Genomic DNA, 24,089 nt, shown 5'->3' on the forward strand with positions numbered 1-24,089 from the left:
GCCACTTGGCAAGTTTCTAGAGTCGCGGGTCGCAGCCGTTATGGCCCGAAGGCGATCAGCCCTTCTTGGCGACCGGCGGATTATCGCCGAGATCTTCGTACCACGCCTCGACCGGGCCGGTCAGTCTGATCGTGAGGGGCTGGCCCTTGCGATCGACGGTCTTGCCCGCCTGGACACGAACCCAGCCTTCGGAAATCGAGTATTCCTCGATATCGGTGCGCACCCGGTCCTTGAACTTGATGCCGACGCCGCGCTGAAGCACTTCTGCGTTGAAATGCTCGCTGCGCGGATTGACCGAAAGATGGTCGGGCGGGGTGTCGCTTTTTTGCTCTTCTGACATGGGCAGCGCCCATAAGGCCGCTTTACGAGCGAAACAAGCGCGCACATCACTTCGCGCACTTAATACTGTCGCGCACTTATCCTCGCTCTGGGCGCTTGCCCTTTTGCGCCAACGTCTCTAGAGGCCATCGGCAACGCGCGCGGGGACCTTGACGGTTTCCCGCGCGGCTTCGTTCGGGCAGGCGGGCGTGGCGGAATTGGTAGACGCGCTGGTTTTAGGTACCAGTATCGCAAGATGTGGGGGTTCGAGTCCCTTCGCCCGCACCAACTTCGCCCTGGCTCGCTGAACCCCTCGATCCATATTAGAAGGCACAAGTTCACTACTCATGGCTATCAAGCAGACCACCAACGAAGGCCTCAAGCGCGCCTATGTGATCACTCTTTCCGCGAAAGAAATCTCGGACAGGATCGATGCGGAGATCAAGAAGGTCGCCCCGCAGGTGAAGATGCCGGGCTTCCGTCCGGGCAAGGTGCCGGCCAACCTCGTCAAGAAAATGCACGGCGAGCAGCTTCACGGCCAGACGCTCAACGACATGATTCGCGATTCGGTCGATTCGCTGATCAAGGACGAAGATCTGCGTCCGGCAATGCAGCCGGCGGTCTCGCTCAACGAAGACTACGAAGAAGGCAAGGATGCCGAGATCACGGTCGAGCTCGAAGTGCTCCCGCAGGTCGACGCGCCGAGCATCGACGGTCTCAAGCTTGAAAAGCTGACGGTTCCGGTTTCGGACGAGCAGATCGAAGAAGCGATCTCCGGCATTGCAGGCCAGAACAAGAGCTACAAGGACGCTGCCAAGACCAAGAAGGCAGCCGACGGCAACCAACTCATCATCGATTTCGTCGGCAAGCTTGGCGATGAAGAGTTCGAAGGCGGCAAGGCCGAAGACGCCCCGCTGGTTCTCGGCTCGGGCGCGTTCATCCCCGGCTTTGAAGAACAGCTGGTCGGCGTGAAAGCGGGCGATGAGAAGACCATTACCGTGACCTTCCCCGAAGAATACCAGGCCGAACACCTCGCCGGTAAGGAAGCAACCTTCGATGTCACCGTTAAAGCGGTGAAGGTCGAGACCGAGACCAAGATCGACGACGAGTTCGCCAAGAACCTCGGCCTCGACAGCCTTGAGAAGCTTCAGGAAATCATGCGGGGTCAACTCGAACAGCAGACCGCTGGCCTCACGCGCACACAGATGAAGCGTTCGCTGCTCGACCAGCTGGCCGCTGGCCACGATTTCGAAGTGCCTTCGAAGATGGTCGATGCCGAGTTCGAACAGATCTGGGCCCAGCTTCAGCAGGAAGCCGCCAAGGAAGAAGATCCCGAAGCCGCTCTCAAGCAGATTGAGGACGAGAAGGACGACTACAAGGGCATCGCGGAACGCCGCGTGCGTCTTGGCCTCCTGCTTTCCGAAATCGGTCAGGCCAACGGCGTCGAAGTGACGGGCCAGGAAATGAACATGCTGATCCAGCAGGCTGCTGCTCAGTATCGCGAGGAAGATCGCGAGCGTTTCGTCCAGTACATCCAGCAGGAGCCGATGGCCGCTGCCCAGCTGCGCGCACCGCTTTACGAAGACAAGGTTGTCGACTTCCTGTTCGACAAGGCAGACGTAACCGAACGTGAGGTGACTCTCGAAGAGCTTCAGGCCGCGATCGAAGCCGACGAGGAAGCCGAAGCCGAAAATGCAAAGGCTGCTCCGAAGAAGAAGGCCCCGGCTAAGAAGCCTGCCGCGAAGAAGGCTCCGGCGAAGAAGGCTCCGGCCAAGACGGCTGAGGCCGATGCAGGTGCGAAGCCCGCAGCCAAGAAAGCTCCCGCGAAGAAGGCGCCTGCCAAGAAGCCAGCGGCGAAAAAACCTGCGGCGAAGAAAGCTCCGGCAAAGAAAGCTGCTGACAAGTAAGCTTGCCTTGCACATGATAGCGAAAGGGCCCGGCCAGCGCATGCTGACCGGGCCCTTTTTGCTTGGGTCGCAGTGTTACTGCGCCGCCTTGGCCTCTTCGACTTCGCCGTCGCGATAGATATCATCGCCTGTGTGATCGATGTGGTAGCCGCCGCGCTCGACAAAGCGCACCAGCGGTCCGGCCAGCACGCCATGCACGACGATTGACACGAGTATGGCGAAGCTCACGGTCGCCCACAGAACATCGAGCCCTTCGAAGTCGCCGGAATTCTGGCCATAAGCGAGGTAGTAGATCGACCCCATTCCTCGCACGCCGAGGAACGCGATGGCGAATTTGCCGTAGGTGTGCAGTCCGCATCCGGCGAGGCCGAGCATCCCGCTGACCGGGCGAAGGACGAAGATCAGAACCAGTCCGATCATGGCAGCCGGCCATGTCAGCGCATCAAGCACGCCGCTTCCCAGCATCATACCAAAGCCAAGCAACACGAGGATCAGCACGATGTGTTCAAGCTGGTCGATGAAATGGTGGCTGATGCGGTGATATTCGCTGCGGTTTTCCATCTGCCGCGCCACGACGCCCGCGACGAACACCGCCAGAAAGCCATACCCTTCGATGATCTCGGCAATGGCATAGGCGCTGAGCAGGGTTCCGAGCACGACCAGCCCTTCGCGGGTCTGATAACGCGGGCCTTCCTCTTCGAAATCGTCCATCGGCGTGTCGGCTTCGAATTCGAACACGTACCAGCCGCCGATCCGGCCCACCGCCCAGCCAATGACCAGCCCTGCGGCGATACGCCAGACAAGGTCCATTCCGGCCCATTCAAGGGTCCAGTTGCCAAGGCTCGCCATGCCGATGGCGGCGATCGCGAGATAGGTGAAAGGAAAGGCGAGGCCATCGTTCAAACCCGCTTCGACCGTGAGGCTGAAGCGCACATCGTTGCGCTCATCCTGCATCGGCGGGCCGACCTGCACACTGCGCGCGAGTACCGGGTCGGTGGGGGCAAGGGCGGCGCCCAGAAGGATCGCGCTGGCCGGGGTGAGCGCCAGAGCCCACCAGCCGAGGAAGGCAACCCCTGCGATGGTGAGCGGCATTGCCACCGCGAGCATCGGCCAGATCTGACCCCAGTTGGTCCAGCTGACCGGCCTGTCGATGGCGATCCCGGCTGACGCAAGCGAGACGATGACGATAAACTCGGTCACATATTCGAGCGTCAACGCATCGAAGCTGTCGGATGCCGGGTTAAGCGATGGCAGGTCGATGGGCAGCAGCGTGATCGCAAAGCCTGCCAGAACGTAGACCATCGGCAGACTAAGCGAGAGCTTCGCAAGCTTGCGCTCAAGCGCAACGGCCAGCACCAGCGCGACGCCAAACGCTGCGATCATGAAAATGCGCGGTTCGACCATGCCTTCTCTTACGCGCAGAGCATCAGCAAGGTTCCCGAACCGCGCCCTTTGGCCTTATTCGGCCGACCACCTTCGAAAAGAGGGGCGCGGCAGTCGGGCTGTGCGCGCGCGCTCATAAGCTGCGCCCAGCTTGAGCACTTCGTGGTCCGCCCATTTCGCGCCGAAGAAACTGATCCCGACGGGCAAGCGCTCCACCTGGCCCATCGGCACGGTGAGGTGTGGATAGCCCGCAATTGCCGCAGGAGAGCCGAAGCCGATCGACCCGTTGAACTGATCGCCCAGCACCAGATCGCTCATCCATGCAGGTCCGCGCGTGGGCGAGACGAGGAACTGCACGTCATTGTCGGCCATCAGCTTGTCGAGCGTTTCCTCGCCCGCGATCCGTACCGCGTTGGCGCGCGCTGTTTCGTAGCCCTCGCGGTCTGTTGTGGCCTGCGCCGTCTGAAAGATGCCCTGGTCGAACCACCGCATCTCGGTCTCGGCATTCGCTTCGTTGAAAGCAATCAGATCGGCAAGCGTGCGCGGGGTCTGGCCGCCTTCCATCTCAGGGATCGAGGCGAGATACTTGCCCATTTCCTCGCGCAGTTCGAACAGCAGAACGGTGAAACTGTCGCCATACATCTCGGAATTGGGTTCAAATTCGATATCGACCAGCACCGCGCCCGCATCTTCGAGGTCTTTCAAGGCGGTCTTGAACACCTCTTCGACCTGTTCGTTGTTGCCGATCTGCTTGCGCATCACACCGATGCGCACACCCTCAAGGCTGAAATCAGCGAGGCCTCGGGTGTAGTCGGCTATGCGCGGCACGCCCACAGTCGCCGGGTCCGCCGCGTCCTCACCCGCAATGGCGGAGAGAAGCAGCGCGGCATCATGGACCGTCTTTGTCATCGGTCCTGCGGTGTCCTGCGTGCTCGAAATCGGCACGACGTGCGTGCGGCTCACGATGCCTACCGATGGCTTGAAACCGACGACGCCGTTGATCGAGGCGGGGCAGGTGATCGAGCCGTTGGTCTCGGTCCCGATCGCGCCCCAGGCGAAATCCGCCGCGACCGCCGCGCCGCTGCCCGACGATGAGCCGCACGTGTTGCGGTCGATCGCGTGAGGGTTGCGGGTGAGGCCCTCAACCGCGCTCCATCCGCTGGTGGAATCGTTCGAGCGGATATTGGCCCATTCGGACAGGTTGGTCTTGCCAAGCACCACACCGCCGGCAGCGCGAAGGTTGGCGATAAGCGGCGCATCACGGCCCGTGCGGTTGTTCGCGAGTGCGAGGCTGCCTGCCGTGGTCGCAAATTCGCGCGTGTCGATATTGTCTTTCACAAGGACGCTGCGCCCGCGCAGGATGCCGGTGGAGGCGAGGCGGCGTGCTTCGACCGGCGCTTCGACGTTGTAATCGATCACCGCATTCAATTCCGGCCCGTTATCGTCCAGCGCCTGAATGCGAAGGATATAATCGGTCACGCGCATGGTTTCGCCGAAACTGTCATGCATGTGGGAGGAGCCGTCCGCCTCGTTGTCCTGAGCATTGGCTGCCGGAAGGCCGAGGGTGAGCGAGAGCGCGGTAAGCGCAAGCGTTGTCCTGATCATGGGCAGGGATGCTGGCACTTTTCCGGCCTTTCCCCAAGAGCAAAGTTAATCCCCTTGAACAATCGGCGGTCGCGTCCGACATAGGCGTTCAAACTTTTGGACGAGGAAAATCCCTTCATGATCGATCTGTTCGGCAATTCCGGTGAAACCCACGGCACTCAGGGCCAGTTCGAGCGCGACCCGATGACGGGAGCGCTGGTGCCAACCGTGGTCGAGCAATCGAGCCGGGGCGAACGCGCTTTCGACATCTTCAGCCGCCTGCTGCGCGAACGCATCGTGTTCGTCACCGGCCAGGTCGAAGATACGATGGCATCGCTGATCGTTGCCCAGCTGCTGTTCCTCGAAAGCGAAAACCCCTCAAAGCCGATCAGCATGTATATCAACTCGCCCGGCGGCGTCGTGACAGCCGGCATGGCGATCCACGACACGATGCAGTACATCAAGCCGCGCGTTTCGACCGTGTGCATCGGCCAGGCCGCCTCGATGGGCAGCTTTCTGCTTGCTGCGGGTGAGCCGGGTATGCGTGTCGCGCTTCCCAACGCCCGGATCATGGTCCACCAGCCTTCGGGCGGTGCGCGCGGTATGGCGTCGGACATCGAGATCCAGGCGCGCGAGATCCTGCGCATTCGCTCGCGCATGAATGACCTTTACGTGAAGTATACCGGCCAGAGCCTCGACGAGATTGAAAAGGCTATGGACCGCGACACCTTCCTCGAAGCTGCGGAGGCCATGAAGTTCGGTCTGGTCGACAAGGTCTTCGAAACCCGCCCCGAGGCAGGCGACGAAAGTGAAGAGGAAAAAGGCTCTGGCGGCGCGCCCGAGTAAGGGCTTTAACCGCACCACGGTAAGCGCCCCACAGTGGGACGCGCTTACCGAAGGTTCAGGTCAATCTTCATAAGTGGTGCACGATTACCACGTAACGTGGACCAAAAATCGACGCCGATGAGTTGATTCATCTGGCGGGAAAGATACATTTGCCGAATCCATGGGTCGGATTCTCTCGATTTGACCCACTGGATCCGAGGATAACAGGAATGACCAAATTGAGCGGATCTGACAGCAAGAGCACCCTCTATTGCAGCTTCTGCGGCAAGTCGCAGCATGAAGTGCGCAAGCTCATCGCCGGCCCGACCGTGTTCATCTGCGATGAATGCGTGGAGCTGTGCAACGACATCATCCGCGAAGAGACCAAGGCTGGCATCGCCGGCAAGAAGGAAGGCGAGGTCCCGACCCCTTCCGAAATCTTTGCAACATTGAACGATTACGTGATCGGCCAGAACTCCGCCAAGCGGAACCTCTCGGTCGCGGTTCACAACCACTACAAGCGTCTCAAGCACTCAGGCAAGGCCGACGGGGTCGAGCTTGCGAAGTCGAACATTCTGCTGGTGGGGCCCACCGGCACAGGCAAGACGCTGCTCGCGCAGACTCTGGCTCGCACTTTCGATGTGCCCTTCACGATGGCAGATGCCACCACTTTGACCGAAGCGGGTTACGTGGGCGAAGATGTCGAGAACATCATTTTGAAGCTGCTCCAGTCGTCCGACTACAACGTTGAGAAAGCGCAGCACGGCATCGTCTATATCGACGAGATCGACAAGATTACGCGCAAGGCGGAAAACCCCTCCATCACCCGTGACGTATCGGGCGAGGGCGTTCAACAGGCGCTGCTCAAGCTGATGGAAGGCACCACCGCTTCGGTACCTCCACAGGGCGGGCGCAAGCATCCGCAGCAGGAATTCCTTCAGGTCGACACGACCAACATCCTGTTCATCTGCGGCGGCGCGTTTGCAGGCCTCGACAAGATCATCGCCGACCGCCTTCAGAAGCGCTCGATCGGCTTTGGCGCGCATGTCGCCGATCCGGACAAGCGCAAGGTCGGCGAGCTGCTCGAAAAAAGCGAGCCTGAGGATCTGCTCAAGTTCGGACTCATTCCCGAATTCGTCGGCCGTCTGCCGGTCATCGCGACCCTGCACGATCTGGATGAAGACGCGCTGGTCACGATCCTGAAAGAGCCGAAGAACGCGCTGGTCAAACAGTACCGCAAGCTGTTCGAGCTTGAGGATGTCGAACTTACCTTCACCGACGAAGCTCTCGTCGCGATTGCCGAACGTGCCATCAAGCGCAAGACCGGCGCACGCGGCCTGCGCTCAATCGTCGAAGGCATCCTGCTCGACACGATGTTCGACCTTCCCGACATGGAAGGCGTGACCGAGATCGTGATCGACCAGGACGTGGTCGAGGGCAAGAAAGATCCGATCCGCGTCCATGGCGGCGCGGCTGAGGGTGGGGCCAAGGAAGAAGCCGCCTGATGGTTTCAGGCGGCCCACTGCTTCTCGCAGCTGTCGTTTGCCTGTTCCTCCTCGCCTCGGCATTCTGGGCAGAGCGGCGCTTTGCCGGATATGATCGCTTGCCCCGGCAATTCGGCTTCACGCTCAAGGCAATAGCCTATGGCCCGCGCTGGGTGATCATCTGGTTCGTACCCCTCATCATTATCGCCGCGATCGCGCTTGCCGTGTTCGCACCGGCGATCTTCCCTTCGGAAAATATCCGAGGAGAGCCGGGAACCGGGGTAGTCATCGCAAGCCTTGTGGGTGCCGCCGCGCAGGTCTTCATCCTGTGGCTGCTGGTGCGCTGGGCGAACGGGCAGGGCTGACCCGCTCTTGAAGACCATTGGCATTATCGGGGGCATGAGCTGGGAAAGCTCTGCGCAATATTACGCCATCATCAACCGCGCCGTGCGCGACAGGCTGGGATCGCCCCACTCTGCCCGTATCCTGATGCACAGCCTCGACTTCGCGCCAATCGCGCAAATGCAGGCGGATGGTGAGTGGGAGCAATTGGGCGAGGCGATGGCGGGAAGTGCCCGCGCGCTCGAAGCGGGCGGCGCGGACTGCCTGTTGATCGCGACCAACACCATGCACAAGCTCGCGGACGAGGTTGAGGAAGCCTGCGACCTGCCGCTCATCCACATCGCCGACTCCACCGCCGACGCGGTATGCGAAAAGGGCCTGACCCGCGTCGCTTTGCTCGGCACCGCTTTCACCATGGAGCAGGATTTCTACCGTGACAGGCTTGAGGAGCATCACGGGCTCGACGTGATCATTCCGGACAATGACGACAGGGCAGAAGTGCACCGGATCATCTACGAGGAACTGATCGCAGGCGAAGTGCGCGATACTTCGCGCGAGGCTTATCGGGAGATCATCGAACGGCTGGTCGATCAGGGCGCGCAGGGCGTGATCCTGGGCTGCACAGAAATCATGCTGCTCATCAGCCAGAGCGACAGCCCGGTCCCCATCTTCGATACGACCGAGTTGCATGCGCTCGCAGCCGTCGAATTCGCGCTCTCCTGAAAATCCATCGCACCAAGAGTAACCCCGCCCGGTCAGGAGGAGCGACCGGGCGGGGCGGTTATTGGCACTGACCCCGGGTTGGGAGGGGGATCGTTGGGGACAGCGCCAGTTGTAAAGTGTGTTTCGGATCAGGCGGGGAGGAACACCCCGTCCGTCACGTGGATGACGCCATTCGAAGTTTGGACATCGGCCTGCGTCACGGCAGTCGCGCGGCCCTTGGCATCGGTGATGACGATAGTGTCGCCGGACAGGCGCGCCGTCAGCTTTTCACCGGCGAGCGTGTCGATGGTTGCCGCACCGTTGTGGCGCTTGATCAGGTCTACAAGATCGCTCGAAGTCACAGAGCCAGACACCGCGTGATAGGTCAGGACGTTGGTGAGCGTGCCCTTGTTTTCCGGGCGTAGAAGTGTCGGGACCGTGCCGTCGGGGAGCTTCGCAAAGGCTGTATCGGTCGGGGCAAAGACAGTGAAGGGGCCGGGGTTTGACAGGGTTCCGGCAAGGTCGGCTGCGGTCACGGCTGCGACAAGAGTATTGTGAACGCCGGTCGACTGGGCGGTCTGAACGATGTTCGGTGCCTGCGTGCTCGCGGTGCGGTGGTGGTGGCCTGCATAAGCCGGAGCGGTCGCAACCGCGGCGATGCCGGTGGTCGCAGCAACAGCCGCAATAACGAAGTTACGGAAGGTCTTGGCAGTGGTCATGATTGAACTCTCCATTGTCGCAAGCCCTCCCGGTCTTGCATGAAGATTTACGCGTGCGGCGATGCAGCGGATGCGAGTCATTTTCGGTTTTGTTGCGATTCTGGCAGGAATCGACGGTGAAGCGGCTCTAGCGCACGACAAAGCGAGATAATCGGTGCAGGATGTGGACAATTGTACAGAGCGCCGAAACGCGAACGGCACCCGTAGCGGGTGCCGAGCCGGTCGGTCTGCATTGCAATTGGGCGCGTCTTGAGCGCGCTTACACCGTGGTGAGCGTGCCTTCGGCCACAACCGGGCCGGCATCCTCACCCTCGGGCTTGCCGCCAATGGGCTCGCGTGTGAGGACGAGCTCCACACCGCTGCCCATATTGCTCACGATTTCGGCTGGCAGCTCAAAGCTGCGAACCTCGCCCGGCGCAACGACGCCCAGCGATTGCAGCGCGCTGCCATCTTCGGGAACGAGCCAAAGTTCGTGATCGTGCACCCCATCGGCAGTGAGGCCAATTGCGCCGACCAAAAGGCGGTCGGTTTCGGGGATGTAGGTGACGTCGAGCCTGAGGCCAGTGTCGCCAATCGGCACTTGCGCGACCAGTGGGTCGGCTGCCGCGAACTGAGGCGCGTCGGTCGCGGTGGGAACCGGTGCAGGGCCCGTGCCCTGTCCGACGAAGGCGACGGCCGCGAGCACGGCCGCTGCCGCGCCGGTAAGACCGGCGGTCCATTGCCAACGGCGCAGCCGCGCCGAGATGTCGACCACGTTGCTGTGCGCGCCGTCATTGGCCGCGACAATCGCGTCTGCCGGCATGGCATCTGCGGGGCGAAGGTCGATCTCTGCTGCGATGCGTTCCCAGACCTGCGGGCCCGGTTCAGCGGCTGGCATCTGGTCTGTCAGCGGGGCAAACCAGTTGTCCCACCACACCTTGCGCCACGCAAAGCCATCATCGTTCGCGAGCCTGCCCCTGGCGGCGAGCAGTTCCTCACCTTCGAGCAGGCCAAGCGAATATTCGGCCGCTGCCAAGGCGTTGCCGCGCTTGAATTCCTCGTCCATGTCCTGATCCCTCGGACTGCTCATTCGCTCGCCTCCAGGCAGGCACGCAGACGTTGAAGTCCGCGCCTGATCCAGCTTTTCATTGTGCCCAGCGGAACGTCCGCGCGCTCGGCCAATTCGGCGTAAGTGTAGCCATCGAAAAATGCGCTGCGGATATGCATCGCGGTGCGATCGTCGAGAGTGTCGAGACAGGTGTGGATCTGAGCGTTCTTTTCCGCGTCGATCAGCAAGCTGTCAGCCAACGGAGCTTCGTCGGCAAGCGGCGCTGCCTCTTCAACCGGCACGGCTCCGCCACGCACTTTCCCGGTGCGCAGGCGATCAATCGCGCGGTTGCGTGCGAAAGTCGCCAGCCACGAGATAGGGCTCGCCCGCGAAGGGTCGTAGCTATCGGCGCGCTGCCACAGATTGATATAGACGTCCTGCAATGCGTCCTCGGCTTCCTTTCGATCGCCCAAGATACGCAGGCAAATGCCAAACAGTTTCACGCGGGTCGCCTGATAGACCTCTTCAAGCGCAGTCTGGTCGCCATCGGCAAGCCGCACCATCTGAGCGCGCAGACGCTCGCGAGCGGCCTTTGCAGCGTCCGCAGAGGCACTGGATGCCTTGGGTGAGCCGCCATCGGCCATCAATGCGCGGCCACGGCAGCTTCGGCAGCGTCATCGCAGCCATGCTCGCACGGATCGCTTTCGACCTGGATCGTCGAATGGCCGATGCCGAAGCGTGCCTCAAGCGTATCCGACACCGACTTCAGAAACGCGTCGCTCGCCGGTTTGCCGGGCATCACGAGGTGCGCGGTCAATGCCGTTTCCGTCGTCGACATTGGCCAAATATGCAGGTCGTGCACGTCTTCTACCCCGTCCATGCGAGCCAGATGCGCGCGCACCTCGGCTACGTCAAGCCTTGCAGGAACTGCAAGCAAGCTCAAAAGGATAGAGTCCTTCGCAAGCCCCCACGTGCCCCATGCGATCATGGCGACGATGGCGATGCTCACCAGCGGATCGATCCATGCGAGGCCGGTGAGCACAATGGCAAGACCGGCGACCACAACGCCGACAGAAACCAGCGCATCGGCAGCCATATGAAGATACGCGCCCCTGATATTGAGATCCTCCTGCCCGCGCATGAAAAGCATCGCGGTGCCTGCATTGATCGCGATGCCGACCCCTGCGACCGCCATCATCACCACGCCTTGCGGCTCGCTGGGCTCGAACATGCGGTGGATCGTTTCGAACAGGATCGCCCCGATCGCCACTGCGAGAAGCAGCGCATTGGCGAGCGCTGCGAGGATCGTCGAGCTTTTGTAGCCATAGGTAAAGCGTTCGGTAGGCGCGCGTTTCGCCGCAACGCTCGCTCCCCATGCAAGCAGCAGGGCAAGCACGTCAGAAAGATTGTGTCCGGCATCGGCAACCAGCGCCATCGATCCATAAAGGAAACCGAATGTCGCCTCGATGATGACGAAACCGGTGTTCAGCACGATGGCAAGGATGAAGGCCGTGCCATAATCCTTGGGTGCGTGGTGGTGCCCGTGGCGATCATGCAGCCCGTGGCAATCGCTGTCGCCATGCTCGTGAGCGTGTCCGTGATTATGTGCGTGTGCGTGAGCCATCTGCTTTTATTGATAGACGCAGTCGTCCAGCCCGTCACCTTTGACGACATTTATCCGTGCCTCGATCGAATTGCCGTGCCGTGCGAGCCAGCCTGACGGGCCGATCACCGCGCGCTTCTTGGGCTGGGGCAGGGCGGCGGCCATGCGGCTTGCCTCGTCAGGTGACATGCGCGCGGCGGAATGCCCGAAATAGCGCTGCGATCCGGCTTCGGCGCCGTAGGTCCCGATCCCGGTTTCCGCGACGTTGAGATAGACTTCCATGATCCGGCGCTTGCCCCACACCGCTTCGATCCAGAAGGTGAACCACGCCTCGACGCCCTTGCGAAAATATCCGCCGCCCTGCCACAGGAACACATTCTTGGCGGTCTGCTGACTTATGGTGGAACCGCCCCGAATGCGCCCGCCTTCGCGGTTTTCCTCCATCGCCTGCTCGATCGCTTCGGTGTCGAAGCCGAAATGCTCGCAAAACTTGGAATCCTCAGCGGCAATGACAGCGGCGACGAGATTGGGGTCGATGCTGTCGAGGCTTTCCCAATCCTTGGTGATGCCGTTTTCATCCATCAGCATCGTCGCGGTGACGGGGATGGGGATCCATTTGAAGGCAATCACAAGAAGCAGGCTCAGCCCGATGAACCACAGGATTATCTGCGCGATCAGGCGCGCGATGCGGACGGGGATTGAGCGTGTTTTCGCCTGTGCCATTTTGCGCCGATTACTCGGCTGCGCGTCGCTTGGCTACTAATTGTAGCGCGCCTCGACTTTCTCGCCTTCCTTGCCCGCCGCCACGGTTTCGCAAGCCTCGCGAAGGTCATCGAGATATTGGTCGATCACCTCGGCATGTTTGGGCGAAAGCATCAGGTGCAGGCTTGGCGGGTCGATGGTGATCGAGGTGAACCAGCCCTTGCGGTACATTTCGGAATAGAGCGCAAAGCTGTCGTGCTCCGGGTGGCGAAAAGCGATGAGACCAAGCATAGGGTTGCCCAGCACCTCGAACCCGAGTTTTGCCAGCCCCTCTTCAGCCCGTTCGCGCGTCTCGCACACCAGCCCCTGTTTCTCGCGATAGCCTTCAACGCCAAGCACATTCATCACCGCCCACGCCGCCGAGATCGCGCCGCCCGGCCGCGTTCCGGCAAGCGTCGGGGTCTTCATCGGTGCACCGTTCCAGTCCTTCGTTTCGAAAGGCATGTGCTCGAACAGTTCCTTGCTGCGGAACAGCACGGTCGACGCACCCTTGGCGGCGTAGCCATATTTGTGGAGGTCCGCGCTCATCGAATGGACGCCCGCAACTTCGAAATCGAAGGGAGGGACGGGGACACCATTCATGCACGCGAACGGGGCGAAATACCCGCCGACACAGGCGTCGGTATGGAGCCAAACGCCCTTGGCCTCGGCAACCTCGCCCAGCGCTTCGATCGGGTCGATGATGCCGTGCGGGAAGTTGGGAGCAGAGCCGACCATCATGATCGTGCACTTGTCGCAGGCCTCGCCCATCGCCTGCGGATCGGCTTCGTAGCTGCCATCGGCCTTGAGCGGGACACGGCGCACTTCGATATCCATGAGATGCGCAGCCTTGTCGAAAGCCGGGTGCGCTGATTGGGGGAGCACGATATTCGCCGGACCGCTCAGACCCTTTTGCGCACGCGCAAAATCGCGCGCGGCCTTCATCGCCATCGTGATGCTGTCGGTCCCTCCTGAAGTGATCGCGCCGGTTGCGCCTTCGGGGCCGTGAAGGACCGAAAGCGCCATCTCGACCACCTCGCGCTCCATCTGGGCAAGCGAGGGAAAGGCGAGCGGTCCCAGACCGTTCTCCGACATGAAAAGCGTATAGGCCTCGTGCTGGACCTCGCCGATTTCGGGGCCTGCGTTGAAGACATAGACCGCGGTCTTGCCATCGCGCCATTTCGCATCGCCCGCGCCGCGAGCGATCATCTCCTCGCGCACGTCATCCCAGCTCTTGCCGAGTTTCGGCATCGCCATTCGCTCTCTCCCTCAAAGCGTCTCTCGCCTGTTGAGTGTCACATCGGCGCAGCGAGTTCAAATGCGAAGATCAATCCGCTTTGCCCACGCAACGCGGCGGAGCGGGCCGGGCGTGTGTGTGCCAAAGGGCCAGCAGGTGGTGAGGGCGAGAAGTCCGTCGCCTGCGTCCACGGGATACGCGAATTCATCCCACCGCACCGTTTCGAGATGCGTGATGCGGTAGATCGAAACGCTCCCGTCGATCCGCTCAAGGCGGACGATATCGCCCGGCTCTACATCTGCGACGAACTCAAAATGCGTGTCGCGGTGAGCGGCGAGCACCGTTATTCCTCGCCTCGGATTGTCGAGGACGGCCGTCGGGCCAAACGCCATCGCCTCGCCCGATCCGCCCGACAGCACGATCTCGCTTGTGCCGAGGCGCGGCAGGGTGACACGGGCGACCGGCGCGGTGTCGGCCCAGCTCCATGGCTTGACCGGCGCGCCGCTTGCCACGCTATGCTCGAAGGCGCGTTCCAGCAAGACTTGAGCGACCTCGGCCTTGACCGGAATGTAGAGCGCCTTCGCCACGAGCGCGGCGCCGCTCAGGAGCAGCACCGCGACGAACAGCAGTGGGAGGGCGCGCGTCAATTCTCCTTTCCTTAGCGCGCGCCCCTCTGCCCGGATTGCGGGAACGGCGAGCATCAGACCGCCGCCCGCCGGAGGCTTCGCAAGGCGAGGCCATCCGCCAGCCGCTCCCGCCACCACAGGCCCCCAAGCGCGCCTGCCAGAAGAAGCAGGAGGCCAAGGGCAAGGGTGAGGACATATCCGGTCGAGGTGTTCGGCAGTTCGAGCCGCTGGCGTTCTTCCTCGCTCATCGCATCGGCCAGCGTGTCCCAGTCTGCCGCGTTCGCCATGCGCCCGCCGAACAGGTGGTCAAAGTCCCAGCCTGCCGGGAGCAGCAGCGGCAATTCCTCGCGGGTAAGCGTCGCGCCTTCGGGCCGTGTCGGCGTATCGTCCACCGCGACAAGGCTGGTGCGGCTGGTGACGAGGTGGAATGCCATGCCCAGCTCCTCGATCGAGGTGTCGGCGCGTTCGTGCGTCGTCTCGCCAGACCAGCGCTCTGCCTCGACCTCGGCAATCCGGCGCGAGGCCCAGAGCTTGGCTACGACATCGCTATCGCTTGCCTGAGTGAGCTCGATGCTGCGTGACCACCGGACGCCTTCGATCATGCCGCTTACTCTCAGCGTGCCGCCGAGATGCCGGGTGCGACCCAGCAGAACCAGCGGCTCGCCTGCGTAAAGGTCAGGCAGATCGCGCGGGGCGAAGTCTATGTTCCCGCCCTCGACGCTCGCAGTCAGGCCGACAGCGACGGGCAGCGAGAGCCGGTCCAGCAGGCGCTTCATCTGGTCCTCGGCCTCCTCGCCCATGCCGACATGCGTGAAGGTTCCGCGTCCCTGCTCCGCCATGCGGCGCATGAGATAGGTGTTCGGGGCAGAGCCGATGCCGACCATGAAGATGCGGCTGTCTTTCCGGTTGCGGCTGATTTCCTCCATCATCTCCGCCTCGTTCGAGAGCGATCCATCGGTAAGGAAGATCACCTGCCGCACCCGCTCATCGGGAGCGCGGCCGCGCAGAGCCGCGCGCAAGGCGGGCAGCATTTCGGTTCCGCCGTTGGCCATCAGATTGTGCGTAAACGTCTTTGCCGCTGCGATGTTGTCGCCGTTCGCCGCGACAGCTCCCGGGAATAGCTCGCTCATCGTGTCATCGAAGCGGATGATGTTGAACCGGTCCTGGGGTCGCAATGTTTCGAGCGCGTAGAGCAGGCTGCGACGCGCGGCTGGCATGCTGTCGCCAGCCATCGAGCCTGAATTGTCGATCACGAAGATCATCTCGCGCGGGGGAGCTTCTCCGACCCGGTCGAGCGCGGGCGGTGTAATCGTCGCCATGACATAGTCGAGCTCGCCATGGCGCTGTTTGAAGAGGCCGAGACTTGGCGTCTCACCAGCAGCGCTCCAGCGAAGCTCGAAGTCGCGATTGGCGGGTACGGCACCATCGGCGAGGGTGATCGTGCGCTTCGCCCCTGCGCTCGCGACGTTTACCTGGTGATAGGGGCTCAGGATCGCGTCGGGCGCAAAGCCGGGGTCGAGATTGACGGTGATGCTCACCGGATTGAGCCCGCTGCCTGCGCGAGCGGCCATCTCCGGGTCGGCGGTTGGCGCGATAAGGTCAGCCGAGCCAGCAAGCAGGGCGGCACGGCTCAGCGTGCCGCTCGCATTGGCGGACCCTGCAATGTAGCGAGGTCCGACGACCAGCGGCATGCGCAGCGAATAGTCTCCCGCCACCTGCGCGATGGGGGCCTGAAACTCGATCTGGACGAGCACTGTTTCTCCGGGCCCGACATTGGCGATGGAGTTGCGGAACATGTTGGGGCGGTGCTGTTCAACGAGGCCCGCTTTCTGACCGTTCGCCTTGGCTTCCTCGTAGATCTCGCGCGCTTCCTCGCGCGGCTTGATCTTGCCTTCGAAGATGCGGTCGCCGACCACCATCTTGAGCGTGTCGACCGCGCCATCGTCAGGCAGCGGGTAGAGATAGGTTGCCTCCATCCACTGTTCCGATGTGTTGCGGAAGGCTTGCGTGACAGTCACGCGGGCGATCTGGCCCGAGACATTCGCTACGATGTCCGTGCCCAGCCGCATGGCAGGAATGTCGGTCGCGACAGTTCCCGAAGAAACCGGGCGCAGGATCAGGCCGCCTTCAGAGGTGCTCGCCAGTTGCGGCGCAGGGCGCGGCTCTGGAGTGCGGCTGGCGCGCACAGCATCAACCGCTGCGTCCATGGCGGCGCCTGCGACGGAGCTATTTCCGGGGCGCGCCGACAGCGTTGAACTCGCAATCGCGAGCAGTGCCGTGATCCCGAGAATAAGCATGACGACAAGTGCGTCGCGGTCTAATGACAATGTAATTCGTCGCATGTAAGCCTCCGTTCATCGCTGTTATGTATTTCACTAGCGATGAAATGAGCCGTCCGACCATGGCCAAGCTCGGCCAGTTTCCGCCTCAGGGGCGGACGGATTGGATGGGAAAGGCGGCTTTGTGCGGATTTGTCCGGGCTTGTGCGGACAAGGGGTGAGGCGAAGGAGGAAATGATGGGGTTTGCAGGGGTAATGAGCGATTTCGACAGCGAGGAAGTCGCAACCCGGCTGCGCGAGGAGATCGCCCGCCAGCGATTGTCGCGCGCGCGCTTGGCTGAAAATGCGCGGCTTTCGATCTCGACGCTGGAGAAGACCTTGTCCGGGCGACGGCGTTTCACTCTGGCAACCGTCGTGCGTCTTGAGGAAGCGCTTGGCGCGAGCCTGCGCGATGAGGTTGCTCCGCAAGCCACCGGACCCTCACTCGCCCCCGCAGAAATGGGATCCTACGCCCGCCCCGCCGTGCGCTGGATCGAAGGCGAATACCTTACCTTGCGCGCGAGTTTCGGCGAAGAAGGCGCGGTTTACGCATATCGCACCGAAATCCGCTGGAGCGCCGCGAAGGGCCATCTGGTCTTCGCGGAAAGCAACCGGGTCGATGCCACCTTCGAGCAAGCGGGCTTCGTTTCGATGCCGCACCTTTCCGGCCACACCTATTTGATGACTTCCGAAGAGGGGCAGTACCGTATGATCATGCTTGGCAGAGCCACGCGTGAGGCGCGTATGTTCGGCCTGCTCTCGACGCTGCAGGTGGGACAGGGGTCGCAACTGGTTCCCGTGTCATGCCCGGTCGCACTTGTTCCGATTGGGCAGATCGAGGAGCCGGTATTTGGGCTGGTGCGCGAGAGCGACGAGCGCGGCGCTGAGTATCGCGGCGTGCTGGATGCGGCGTTGGAGGCAGATTATTGCCGGCTGCGGCGGTAAGGGCGAACCCGGTCCCGAACGAAAGAGGGGCCGGAAGCTTTTGCAACCGACCCCTCGAATTCAGATAATATGGACTGACGCTTACGCCACGCGTCAGGCAACTCCGGGCAGTAGACGTTCGCCCGCGATCCGCTGCATCGCTTTTTGCAGCTTTTCAAACGCGCGCACTTCGATCTGACGGATGCGTTCGCGTGACACGTCGTAGACCTGCGAAAGCTCTTCCAGCGTCTGCGGTTTTTCCGTCAGGCGGCGTTCGGTCAGGATGTGCTGCTCGCGCTCATTGAGCGAGCCCATCGCTTCCTGAAGCATTTCGTGGCGAACTTCGGCTTCCTCGGCGTCCGCGACGGTTTCGTCCTGAAGCGGGCGATCGTCGGTCAGCCAGTCCTGCCATTCGCCAGAGCCTTCCTCGCCATTGCGCATCGGCGTGTTGAGCGAGCCGTCGCCGCCCATCATCATCCGGCGGTTCATGTTGACGACTTCCTGCTCGGGCACGCCCAGATCGGTCGCGATCTTGGTCACGTCATCGGGATGCAGGTCGGAATCTTCGTAGGCTTCGAGCTGCTTCTTCATCCGGCGAAGGTTGAAGAACAGCTTTTTCTGGGCAGCGGTTGTGCCCATTTTCACGAGGCTCCACGAACGCAGGATATATTCCTGGATCGACGCCTTGATCCACCACATCGCGTAGGTCGCGAGGCGGAAACCGCGATCGGGTTCGAACTTCTTGACGCCCTGCATCAGGCCCACATTCCCTTCGGAAATGAGGTCGCTGACAGGCAGGCCATAGCCGCGGTAACCCATCGCGATCTTCGCGACGAGACGCAGGTGGCTCGAAACGAGCTGCGAAGCGGCTTCGGGGTCTTCATGTTCGGCATAGCGCTTGGCGAGCATGTATTCCTGCTCAGCGGTAAGCACCGGATATTTCTTGATTTCCGACAGATAGCGGTTGAGGCTCTGCTCTCCACTGAGCGCCGGGACAGTTGCTTTGCTCACGTTTCTTCCAACCTTTCTTTGTCGGCCGCTTTCGCCGGACCCCTGATGGGCATCCGATTCTTTGGGCCACGAGGTTACCTGTATGGCAGGCCCACTCTATATACGAGCTTTCTGCGAAAAAGGGTGCGCGTTTCATCGATTAGAACAACCAAGTTCGTCGATTAGTTCCTGCATGTCCGCCGGTAAATCCGCGCAAAACCGGAGTTCTTGGCCAAGGATCGGGTGATTGAAGCCCAACTCTGCGGCATGGAGCGCCTGTCGTGCGAATTTCAGCTGTGACAGCAGGGGCTTTAAGCCCTTCGGGGTTCTGCCATAAATCGGGTCTCCTAATAGCGCATGACCGATTGACGCACAGTGAACGCGAACCTGGTGGGTCCGGCCCGTTTCAAGGCGGCATTCGATCAATGCAGCAGCGTTCAGCCGCTGGAGAACCTTATAATGCGTGACGGCGTGTTTACCGCGTGAGGAATTCTTTGGCAGGACCGCCATTTTCTTTCTGTTGGCGTCCGATCGTCCCAGCTTTTCGTCAATTGTGCCTTGCGCCGGATTGGGGTGGCCCCCGCAAACGGCCAGATATCGGCGATGCACGCTGTGCTCGGCAAATTGCGCGGCCAGACCCTCATGCGCCTTGTCTGATTTCGCGACGACCAACAGGCCGGACGTGTCCTTGTCGATCCGGTGGACGATACCCGGACGCGCCACGCCGCCGATGCCGGAAAGCTGGCCCCTGCAGTGGTGGAGCAGCGCGTTGACAAGCGTTCCGTCCGGGTTCCCGGCTGCGGGGTGGACGACCATGCCAGCAGGCTTGTTGACGATGATCAGGTATTCGTCCTCATAAGCCACATCGAGCGCAATGTCCTGGGGTCGCGCCTCGGCCTCGGCGGCGGCAGGCACCGTGATGCGGAAATTCGTGCCCTCGGCAATCCTGGCGCTGGGCGAGCTTGCTGGCTCATTATCGACCTCGACCCGGCGCTCGGCAATCAATGCCTGAACCCGCGCGCGGCTCAGCTCGGTCGCATCGGCAAGCGCCTTGTCGAGCCGGGCGGCGGTCAGAGTTGTGCCGGTGATGATTTCTTCTGCGGGCATGGTATGGCCATGCGCGATGGCTATCGAAGTGACAAGAGAGGCTCTTGAGGCCATGCGCGATGCGGCCATCGCTGCCTATCCGCGCGAAGCGTGCGGGATCATGCTTGGCGAGGGATCGCGCATCACCGCGTTTCGCGAGACGGCCAACGTCCATTCTTCGCCCGAGACCCATTTCGAGATCGAGGCGCAGGCGCTGATCGACGCTCACCGTGAAGCGCGCACGGGTGGGCCCGAAGTGCTGGGCTATTTCCATTCGCACCCCCAAGGCCCGCCCGAACCTTCGCCGACCGACATTGCCATGGCGGCAGGCGACGGGAAGATCTGGGCGATTGGCAACGGGGAGACGATAACATTCTGGCGCGCCGCACCAAGCGTGTTCGAGCCGCTTTCCTACTCACTCACCGGGGACTAGACACGAGGCATGTTTTGGCCCCAATCACCTGCCTTCGATCATCCGCTTGTCAGCAAGTGTGGAGCCAATCTCGCACCTTCTGGCAACCTTCGCCTTTTATCCCTAGGACCGTGTAACATGCGGTCCATGTTTCAGAATACCCACGAGAAAGCTGAATGACTTCGCAAACCGATCTTGCCGCTCTCCTTTGCTCGCGGCTGTGCCATGACATGCTTTCGCCGGTCGGCGCCCTTTCAAACGGGCTTGAGCTTCTTGCCGACGAAACCGACTCCGAAATGCGCGAACGCTGCATTGAGCTGCTCGAACAGAGCGCCAAGATCAGTACGGACAAGCTCAAGTTCTTCCGCCTCGCTTTCGGCGCGGCAGGCGGCTTTGGCGAGAACGTGCCGGTCGAGGAAGCGCAGGAGGTGATCGGCGCCCTCGCATCCGATGCCAAGCGGGTCGAGGTGAACTGGGCGCTGGCCGAAAGCACGCTTCCCAAGCCCGCCGTGAAGGTAATGCTCAACTTGGCGCACATCGCACTCGACGCACTGGTTCGGGGCGGCACGCTTGATATCGGGGCCGAGAAGCGTGACGGAAACATCGAGATCGTCGCCCGCGCCGCTGGTCCCCGGATCGCTTTCGACGAAACCATCGGGCGAGCGCTTCAGGGCGAGCTTTCCGCATCCGACATATCCAGCCGGACCGCAGCTGCGCACATGATTGCGCTGGTCGCCGGTGAAATGGGCGGGGGCCTGCAATATGCGCTCAGCGACGATGCGCTGGTGCTTGGCGCGGTGCTGCCCGAACCGGAGGGCATGATAGGGTGAGTTCAGGCGCTGGCGAACCGGGGGGCGCCGAATGGCGCGACATGGAAGTGAGCGAGCTCGTCCACCGGGTCGTGCCTTCACCCAATTTCGGCGACCGCTCGTTGCCGATCAACATGCTGGTGCTGCACTACACCGAGATGAGACCGGTTGAGACCGCGCTTGAAAAGCTCACCGATCCCGAAGCGGGCGTGAGCGCTCATTACCTGATCACCGAAGAGGGAGAGGTCATACAGCTCGTCTCGGAGGAAAAGCGGGCCTGGCACGCAGGCGCGAGTTACTGGCGCGGCATCAAGGACGTGAATTCCGCCAGCATCGGGATCGAGCTGGACCATCCCGGACATACGGACGAAAACGGCGGATATCGCGGCTTTTCCGAAGCGCAGTTCAAAGCGCTTGTCCCGCTGGTGGCGCGGATCGTGAAGCAATACGACATTCCGCGGGCCAATGTCGTTGGCCATTCCGATGTCGCACCGATCCGCAAGATCGACCCCGGCGAACTGTTCCCATGGGACCGTCTCGCCGAATATGGCCTGTGCCTGCCCACGCCTCACAAGATCGAGCGCACCGACCCGTTTCACAATGCCGGGGCCTTCATCCTCGCGCTCGAGCGTTATGGCTACGACATCACCGAGGGTCGCAAGGCAATCGAGGCGTTCGAAAGGCGCTGGCGGCCCGAACGCATCGAGGGCAAGCCTGATGCGCAATTGGGGGCGATCCTCTGGCACCTGCTGCTTGAACGCGACCGGGGCGCTGCGCGGTGAAACGGATCGCGACCCTTGCCGCGGTGCTTGTTGCCATCGCGATAATCGTCGCAGGAAGCTGGCTTCTCTACACCCAGCAAATCGCCGATCCGGATTACGCTCCGGCCATCGCCGCGCCGCAATGGGAAGGTGAAAACCCGACGCTCGTCGTGGATGCCGGCCATTCGAACTTTCACCAGATCGCGGGACGGTTTGCACCCTTTGCCAAACTTGCCAGCCACGGCGGGTATCAAGTGGCTTCAACCGATGAGCCGCTGACCGCTGGCAATCTCTCAATGGACATTCTCGTCATTGCGAATGCGGGCAAGCCGCTGGAAACCGCAGAGATAGACGCAGTTGTCGATTGGGTCGAAGGTGGCGGGTCGCTGTTGCTGATCGCCGACCATGCGCCGTTTGGCGGCCATGCAAGCTCGCTGGCTGAGCGTTTCGGCGTCGGGATGGGTGATGGGTTTGTCGTTACCGGTCCGCCTGACAATGTATCGGGCACGATAGATTTTGGCGGCGAGCTTTTGGGAGATCACCCGATAACAACCGGCAGGGCCACACGGCCAGAGCGAATTGTCTCGCGCGTTCGCAGCTTTCTGGGCCAGTCACTCAGCGCTCCTGCAGGGGCGGTGCCACTCCTGCTGCTGCCCGATGATGCTGCCGAGTTTGCCAGCCGCGATGCGGTCAACGCCTATGTTGACGGTGGTGAAGAGGGCGTCGATGTATCGACGCGCGTTCAGGCGCTTGCGATGGAATACGGACAAGGGCGCATCGTCGTATCGGGAGAGGCGGCGATGTTCACCGCGCAGATCCAGCGCGGGAAGCCTGAAACCCGTATCGCCGTGACCGAGGCAGACAACGAAGCTTACGTTCTCAACATCCTCGACTGGCTGGCGCGCAGGGTGTCCGACGCGCAAAGCTTGGCAGACAGCGATTCCCCGCCTAACTAGGCGGCATCAGGGGGCTGAGGCAGCCGCGTGGTTTATACCGCGAGGAAAGTCCGGGCTCCACGAAGCAAGGGTGGCGGGTAACGCCCGCCGGGCGAGGTCTTTCGGGACCAAGCTCAGGGAAAGTGCCACAGAGAGTATACCGCCGATGGCCCCGGACCCGTTCCGGGGCACAGGCAAGGGTGAAAGGGTGCGGCAAGAGCGCACCGGGGGTCTGGTAACAGGCTCCGCATGGCAAACCCCACCCGGAGCAAGGCCAAATAGGGGCCTCGCGCCCGGCCTTTGATGGTCAGGGCAGGAGCGCTTCGCTCCGAGAGGCCCGGGTTGGCTGCTTGAGCCGCGTGGCAACATGCGGCCCAGATGAATGGCTGCCGCCGCAGCGCTGGTCGAAAGATACCGGCTGCGGAGACAGAACCCGGCTTATGACGCCCCCTGATGCACTTCAAACGCCGCCGTATCTCTGGCGAGTTTGTGGTCCATGCCCGGAACTGGCAAGCGGCCCGGCCATTGGTACATCATGAAAGAACCGACCGTGCTTCGCCCGACGACCCAGCGCCTTGCTGTGCTTGTCGCAGTGTTCGTCCAGATTGGCGCAACCTTCCTGCCGCAGCTGGGGCTGGGCGATCCGATCGGGGATCGTTCCGATAGCGTTCGCACGTTGATCACGCCGTCTGGCTGGGCGTTCGCCATCTGGGGTCCGCTGTTTCTGGGATCGGCAGTGTTCGCGATTTGGCAGGTCTTGCCGCGCCAGCGCACCAACCGGTTGCTCAACACAATTGCCTGGCCCGCAGCGATAGCGCTCGCCGCGCAGGGTGTGTGGGCGACCTATACGCAGTTCGCCAACCTCACCGCGATCTCGGCCGTCATCATCCTTGCATCGCTGACTGGATTGCTCGTTTGCCTGCGCAGATTGAGCGAGCAGGCCTGGTTGTCCGGTGCAGAACGCTGGTTCGGCGCTCTCGTGCTGAGCGCGCTTGCCGCGTGGCTTACGGCGGCGAGCATCGTCAACATCTCGGCCACCCTCGTCTATTATGGCATCGGCGGAGGTTTCGAATACCCGTTAGCCGCAGCCGCAATGGTCGCGATTGGCGGCGTGATTGCCAGCCTTGCGGTGGTGCGTTCGCGCGGGAACCCATGGTACGCGCTGGTATTCTGCTGGGCGCTGCTGGCGATCTACTTCCGCGGCGGGCAAGAGGCATCGTCGATCGCCTATGCCTGCATGTTCAGCGGCGTGCTGGTGTTGCTTGCTTTGGTGCTCGGCCTCTCGCAGTCGGGCAACCGGAAGCACTGGCTCGGCTTCTGATCCCGACTTGATCCACAAAGGAAAAGGCCGGGCCC

The 24,089-nt window shown here is 62.0% G+C and carries 24 protein-coding genes, 1 tRNA gene and 1 other RNA gene; 13 read left to right on the forward strand and 13 right to left on the reverse strand.

What is annotated here, in order from left to right; all coding sequences use genetic code 11:
- Positions 1–55: 55 nt before the first annotated feature.
- Positions 56–340, reverse strand: a complete 285-nt coding sequence (locus CD351_RS05420) for a DUF3297 family protein (protein ID WP_111991655.1) — start codon at positions 338–340, stop codon at positions 56–58.
- Between the two features lie 181 nt (positions 341–521).
- Between CD351_RS05420 and CD351_RS05425 the strand changes: the two genes are divergently transcribed.
- Positions 522–606, forward strand: a tRNA-Leu gene (locus tag CD351_RS05425).
- A 59-nt stretch (positions 607–665) separates the two neighbouring features.
- Positions 666–2,225 carry a trigger factor gene (gene tig, locus CD351_RS05430; protein WP_111991656.1) on the forward strand — a complete coding sequence of 520 codons (1,560 nt, stop codon included), beginning with the start codon at positions 666–668 and terminating at the stop codon, positions 2,223–2,225.
- 75 nt (positions 2,226–2,300) lie between these two features.
- Here tig and CD351_RS05435 read toward each other — a convergent pair whose 3' ends face one another.
- Entirely contained in the window at positions 2,301–3,629 is a 1,329-nt protein-coding gene (locus tag CD351_RS05435; RefSeq protein ID WP_111991657.1) for a sodium:proton antiporter, read from the reverse strand.
- Positions 3,630–3,683: 54 nt separating this feature from the next.
- Positions 3,684–5,213, reverse strand: a complete 1,530-nt coding sequence (locus tag CD351_RS05440; RefSeq protein WP_111991658.1) for an amidase — start codon at positions 5,211–5,213, stop codon at positions 3,684–3,686.
- A gap of 117 nt (positions 5,214–5,330) precedes the next feature.
- Between CD351_RS05440 and CD351_RS05445 the strand changes: the two genes are divergently transcribed.
- The 4 genes from CD351_RS05445 to CD351_RS05460 all read left to right on the forward strand — a co-directional run bounded on the left by CD351_RS05445 (position 5,331) and on the right by CD351_RS05460 (position 8,566).
- Positions 5,331–6,038 (forward strand): ATP-dependent Clp protease proteolytic subunit, encoded by a 708-nt coding sequence (locus CD351_RS05445; protein ID WP_111991659.1) that lies wholly within the window; start codon positions 5,331–5,333, stop codon positions 6,036–6,038.
- A gap of 209 nt (positions 6,039–6,247) precedes the next feature.
- On the forward strand, positions 6,248–7,522 hold the full coding sequence (gene clpX / locus CD351_RS05450; RefSeq protein ID WP_111991660.1) for an ATP-dependent Clp protease ATP-binding subunit ClpX: 1,275 nt from the start codon (positions 6,248–6,250) through the stop codon (positions 7,520–7,522).
- Positions 7,522–7,866, forward strand: a complete 345-nt coding sequence (locus CD351_RS05455) for a hypothetical protein (protein WP_111991661.1) — start codon at positions 7,522–7,524, stop codon at positions 7,864–7,866. The genes clpX and CD351_RS05455 overlap by 1 nt, the downstream gene beginning before the upstream one ends.
- A gap of 7 nt (positions 7,867–7,873) precedes the next feature.
- Positions 7,874–8,566 carry an aspartate/glutamate racemase family protein gene (locus tag CD351_RS05460; RefSeq protein WP_111991662.1) on the forward strand — a complete coding sequence of 231 codons (693 nt, stop codon included), beginning with the start codon at positions 7,874–7,876 and terminating at the stop codon, positions 8,564–8,566.
- A gap of 128 nt (positions 8,567–8,694) precedes the next feature.
- Here CD351_RS05460 and CD351_RS05465 read toward each other — a convergent pair whose 3' ends face one another.
- From CD351_RS05465 to CD351_RS05500, 8 genes are all read right to left on the reverse strand, one after another.
- Complete coding sequence (locus CD351_RS05465) at positions 8,695–9,264, reverse strand: fasciclin domain-containing protein (protein WP_111993611.1); 570 nt, start codon at positions 9,262–9,264, stop codon at positions 8,695–8,697.
- Between the two features lie 259 nt (positions 9,265–9,523).
- Positions 9,524–10,333 carry an anti-sigma factor domain-containing protein gene (locus CD351_RS05470; protein ID WP_234027241.1) on the reverse strand — a complete coding sequence of 270 codons (810 nt, stop codon included), beginning with the start codon at positions 10,331–10,333 and terminating at the stop codon, positions 9,524–9,526.
- Positions 10,330–10,935: a sigma-70 family RNA polymerase sigma factor gene (locus tag CD351_RS05475; protein WP_111991664.1), complete on the reverse strand. Its 606-nt coding sequence runs from the start codon at positions 10,933–10,935 to the stop codon at positions 10,330–10,332. The genes CD351_RS05470 and CD351_RS05475 overlap by 4 nt, the downstream gene beginning before the upstream one ends.
- Positions 10,935–11,915, reverse strand: a complete 981-nt coding sequence (locus CD351_RS05480) for a cation diffusion facilitator family transporter (RefSeq protein ID WP_111991665.1) — start codon at positions 11,913–11,915, stop codon at positions 10,935–10,937. Before CD351_RS05480 ends, CD351_RS05475 begins: the two co-directional genes overlap by 1 nt.
- A gap of 6 nt (positions 11,916–11,921) precedes the next feature.
- Positions 11,922–12,617 (reverse strand): monofunctional biosynthetic peptidoglycan transglycosylase, encoded by a 696-nt coding sequence (gene mtgA / locus CD351_RS05485; protein ID WP_111991666.1) that lies wholly within the window; start codon positions 12,615–12,617, stop codon positions 11,922–11,924.
- A gap of 36 nt (positions 12,618–12,653) precedes the next feature.
- The gene (locus CD351_RS05490; RefSeq protein ID WP_111991667.1) at positions 12,654–13,892 is read right to left on the reverse strand and encodes an aspartate aminotransferase family protein; all 1,239 of its coding nucleotides are present in this window, start codon (positions 13,890–13,892) and stop codon (positions 12,654–12,656) included.
- 57 nt (positions 13,893–13,949) lie between these two features.
- The gene (locus tag CD351_RS05495) at positions 13,950–14,519 is read right to left on the reverse strand and encodes a class GN sortase (RefSeq protein ID WP_199797906.1); all 570 of its coding nucleotides are present in this window, start codon (positions 14,517–14,519) and stop codon (positions 13,950–13,952) included.
- Between the two features lie 53 nt (positions 14,520–14,572).
- Positions 14,573–16,825: a marine proteobacterial sortase target protein gene (locus CD351_RS05500; RefSeq protein ID WP_234027242.1), complete on the reverse strand. Its 2,253-nt coding sequence runs from the start codon at positions 16,823–16,825 to the stop codon at positions 14,573–14,575.
- Between the two features lie 207 nt (positions 16,826–17,032).
- Between CD351_RS05500 and CD351_RS05505 the strand changes: the two genes are divergently transcribed.
- Positions 17,033–17,761 carry a helix-turn-helix transcriptional regulator gene (locus tag CD351_RS05505; protein WP_234027243.1) on the forward strand — a complete coding sequence of 243 codons (729 nt, stop codon included), beginning with the start codon at positions 17,033–17,035 and terminating at the stop codon, positions 17,759–17,761.
- Positions 17,762–17,854: 93 nt separating this feature from the next.
- Here the strand turns inward: CD351_RS05505 and rpoH are convergent, their stop codons facing one another.
- Positions 17,855–18,751, reverse strand: a complete 897-nt coding sequence (gene rpoH, locus CD351_RS05510; RefSeq protein WP_111991670.1) for an RNA polymerase sigma factor RpoH — start codon at positions 18,749–18,751, stop codon at positions 17,855–17,857.
- A gap of 132 nt (positions 18,752–18,883) precedes the next feature.
- Entirely contained in the window at positions 18,884–19,837 is a 954-nt protein-coding gene (locus CD351_RS05515; protein WP_111991671.1) for an RluA family pseudouridine synthase, read from the reverse strand.
- 16 nt (positions 19,838–19,853) lie between these two features.
- Between CD351_RS05515 and CD351_RS05520 the strand changes: the two genes are divergently transcribed.
- From CD351_RS05520 to CD351_RS05545, 6 genes are all read left to right on the forward strand, one after another.
- Positions 19,854–20,249, forward strand: a complete 396-nt coding sequence (locus CD351_RS05520) for a Mov34/MPN/PAD-1 family protein (protein ID WP_111991672.1) — start codon at positions 19,854–19,856, stop codon at positions 20,247–20,249.
- 155 nt (positions 20,250–20,404) lie between these two features.
- Entirely contained in the window at positions 20,405–21,058 is a 654-nt protein-coding gene (locus CD351_RS05525; RefSeq protein WP_111991673.1) for a histidine phosphotransferase family protein, read from the forward strand.
- A gap of 41 nt (positions 21,059–21,099) precedes the next feature.
- Entirely contained in the window at positions 21,100–21,819 is a 720-nt protein-coding gene (locus CD351_RS05530) for an N-acetylmuramoyl-L-alanine amidase (protein ID WP_111993613.1), read from the forward strand.
- Positions 21,816–22,754 (forward strand): DUF4350 domain-containing protein, encoded by a 939-nt coding sequence (locus CD351_RS05535; RefSeq protein WP_111991674.1) that lies wholly within the window; start codon positions 21,816–21,818, stop codon positions 22,752–22,754. The genes CD351_RS05530 and CD351_RS05535 overlap by 4 nt, the downstream gene beginning before the upstream one ends.
- 7 nt (positions 22,755–22,761) lie before the next feature.
- Positions 22,762–23,190, forward strand: an RNA gene (rnpB, locus tag CD351_RS05540) — RNase P RNA component class A.
- Between the two features lie 39 nt (positions 23,191–23,229).
- Entirely contained in the window at positions 23,230–24,054 is an 825-nt protein-coding gene (locus tag CD351_RS05545; protein ID WP_234027244.1) for a hypothetical protein, read from the forward strand.
- The last annotated feature ends 35 nt before the right edge of the window (positions 24,055–24,089 follow it).

The sequence above is a fragment of the Erythrobacter sp. KY5 genome (assembly GCF_003264115.1).
In the GTDB taxonomy this organism is placed as follows: Bacteria; Pseudomonadota; Alphaproteobacteria; order Sphingomonadales; family Sphingomonadaceae; genus Erythrobacter.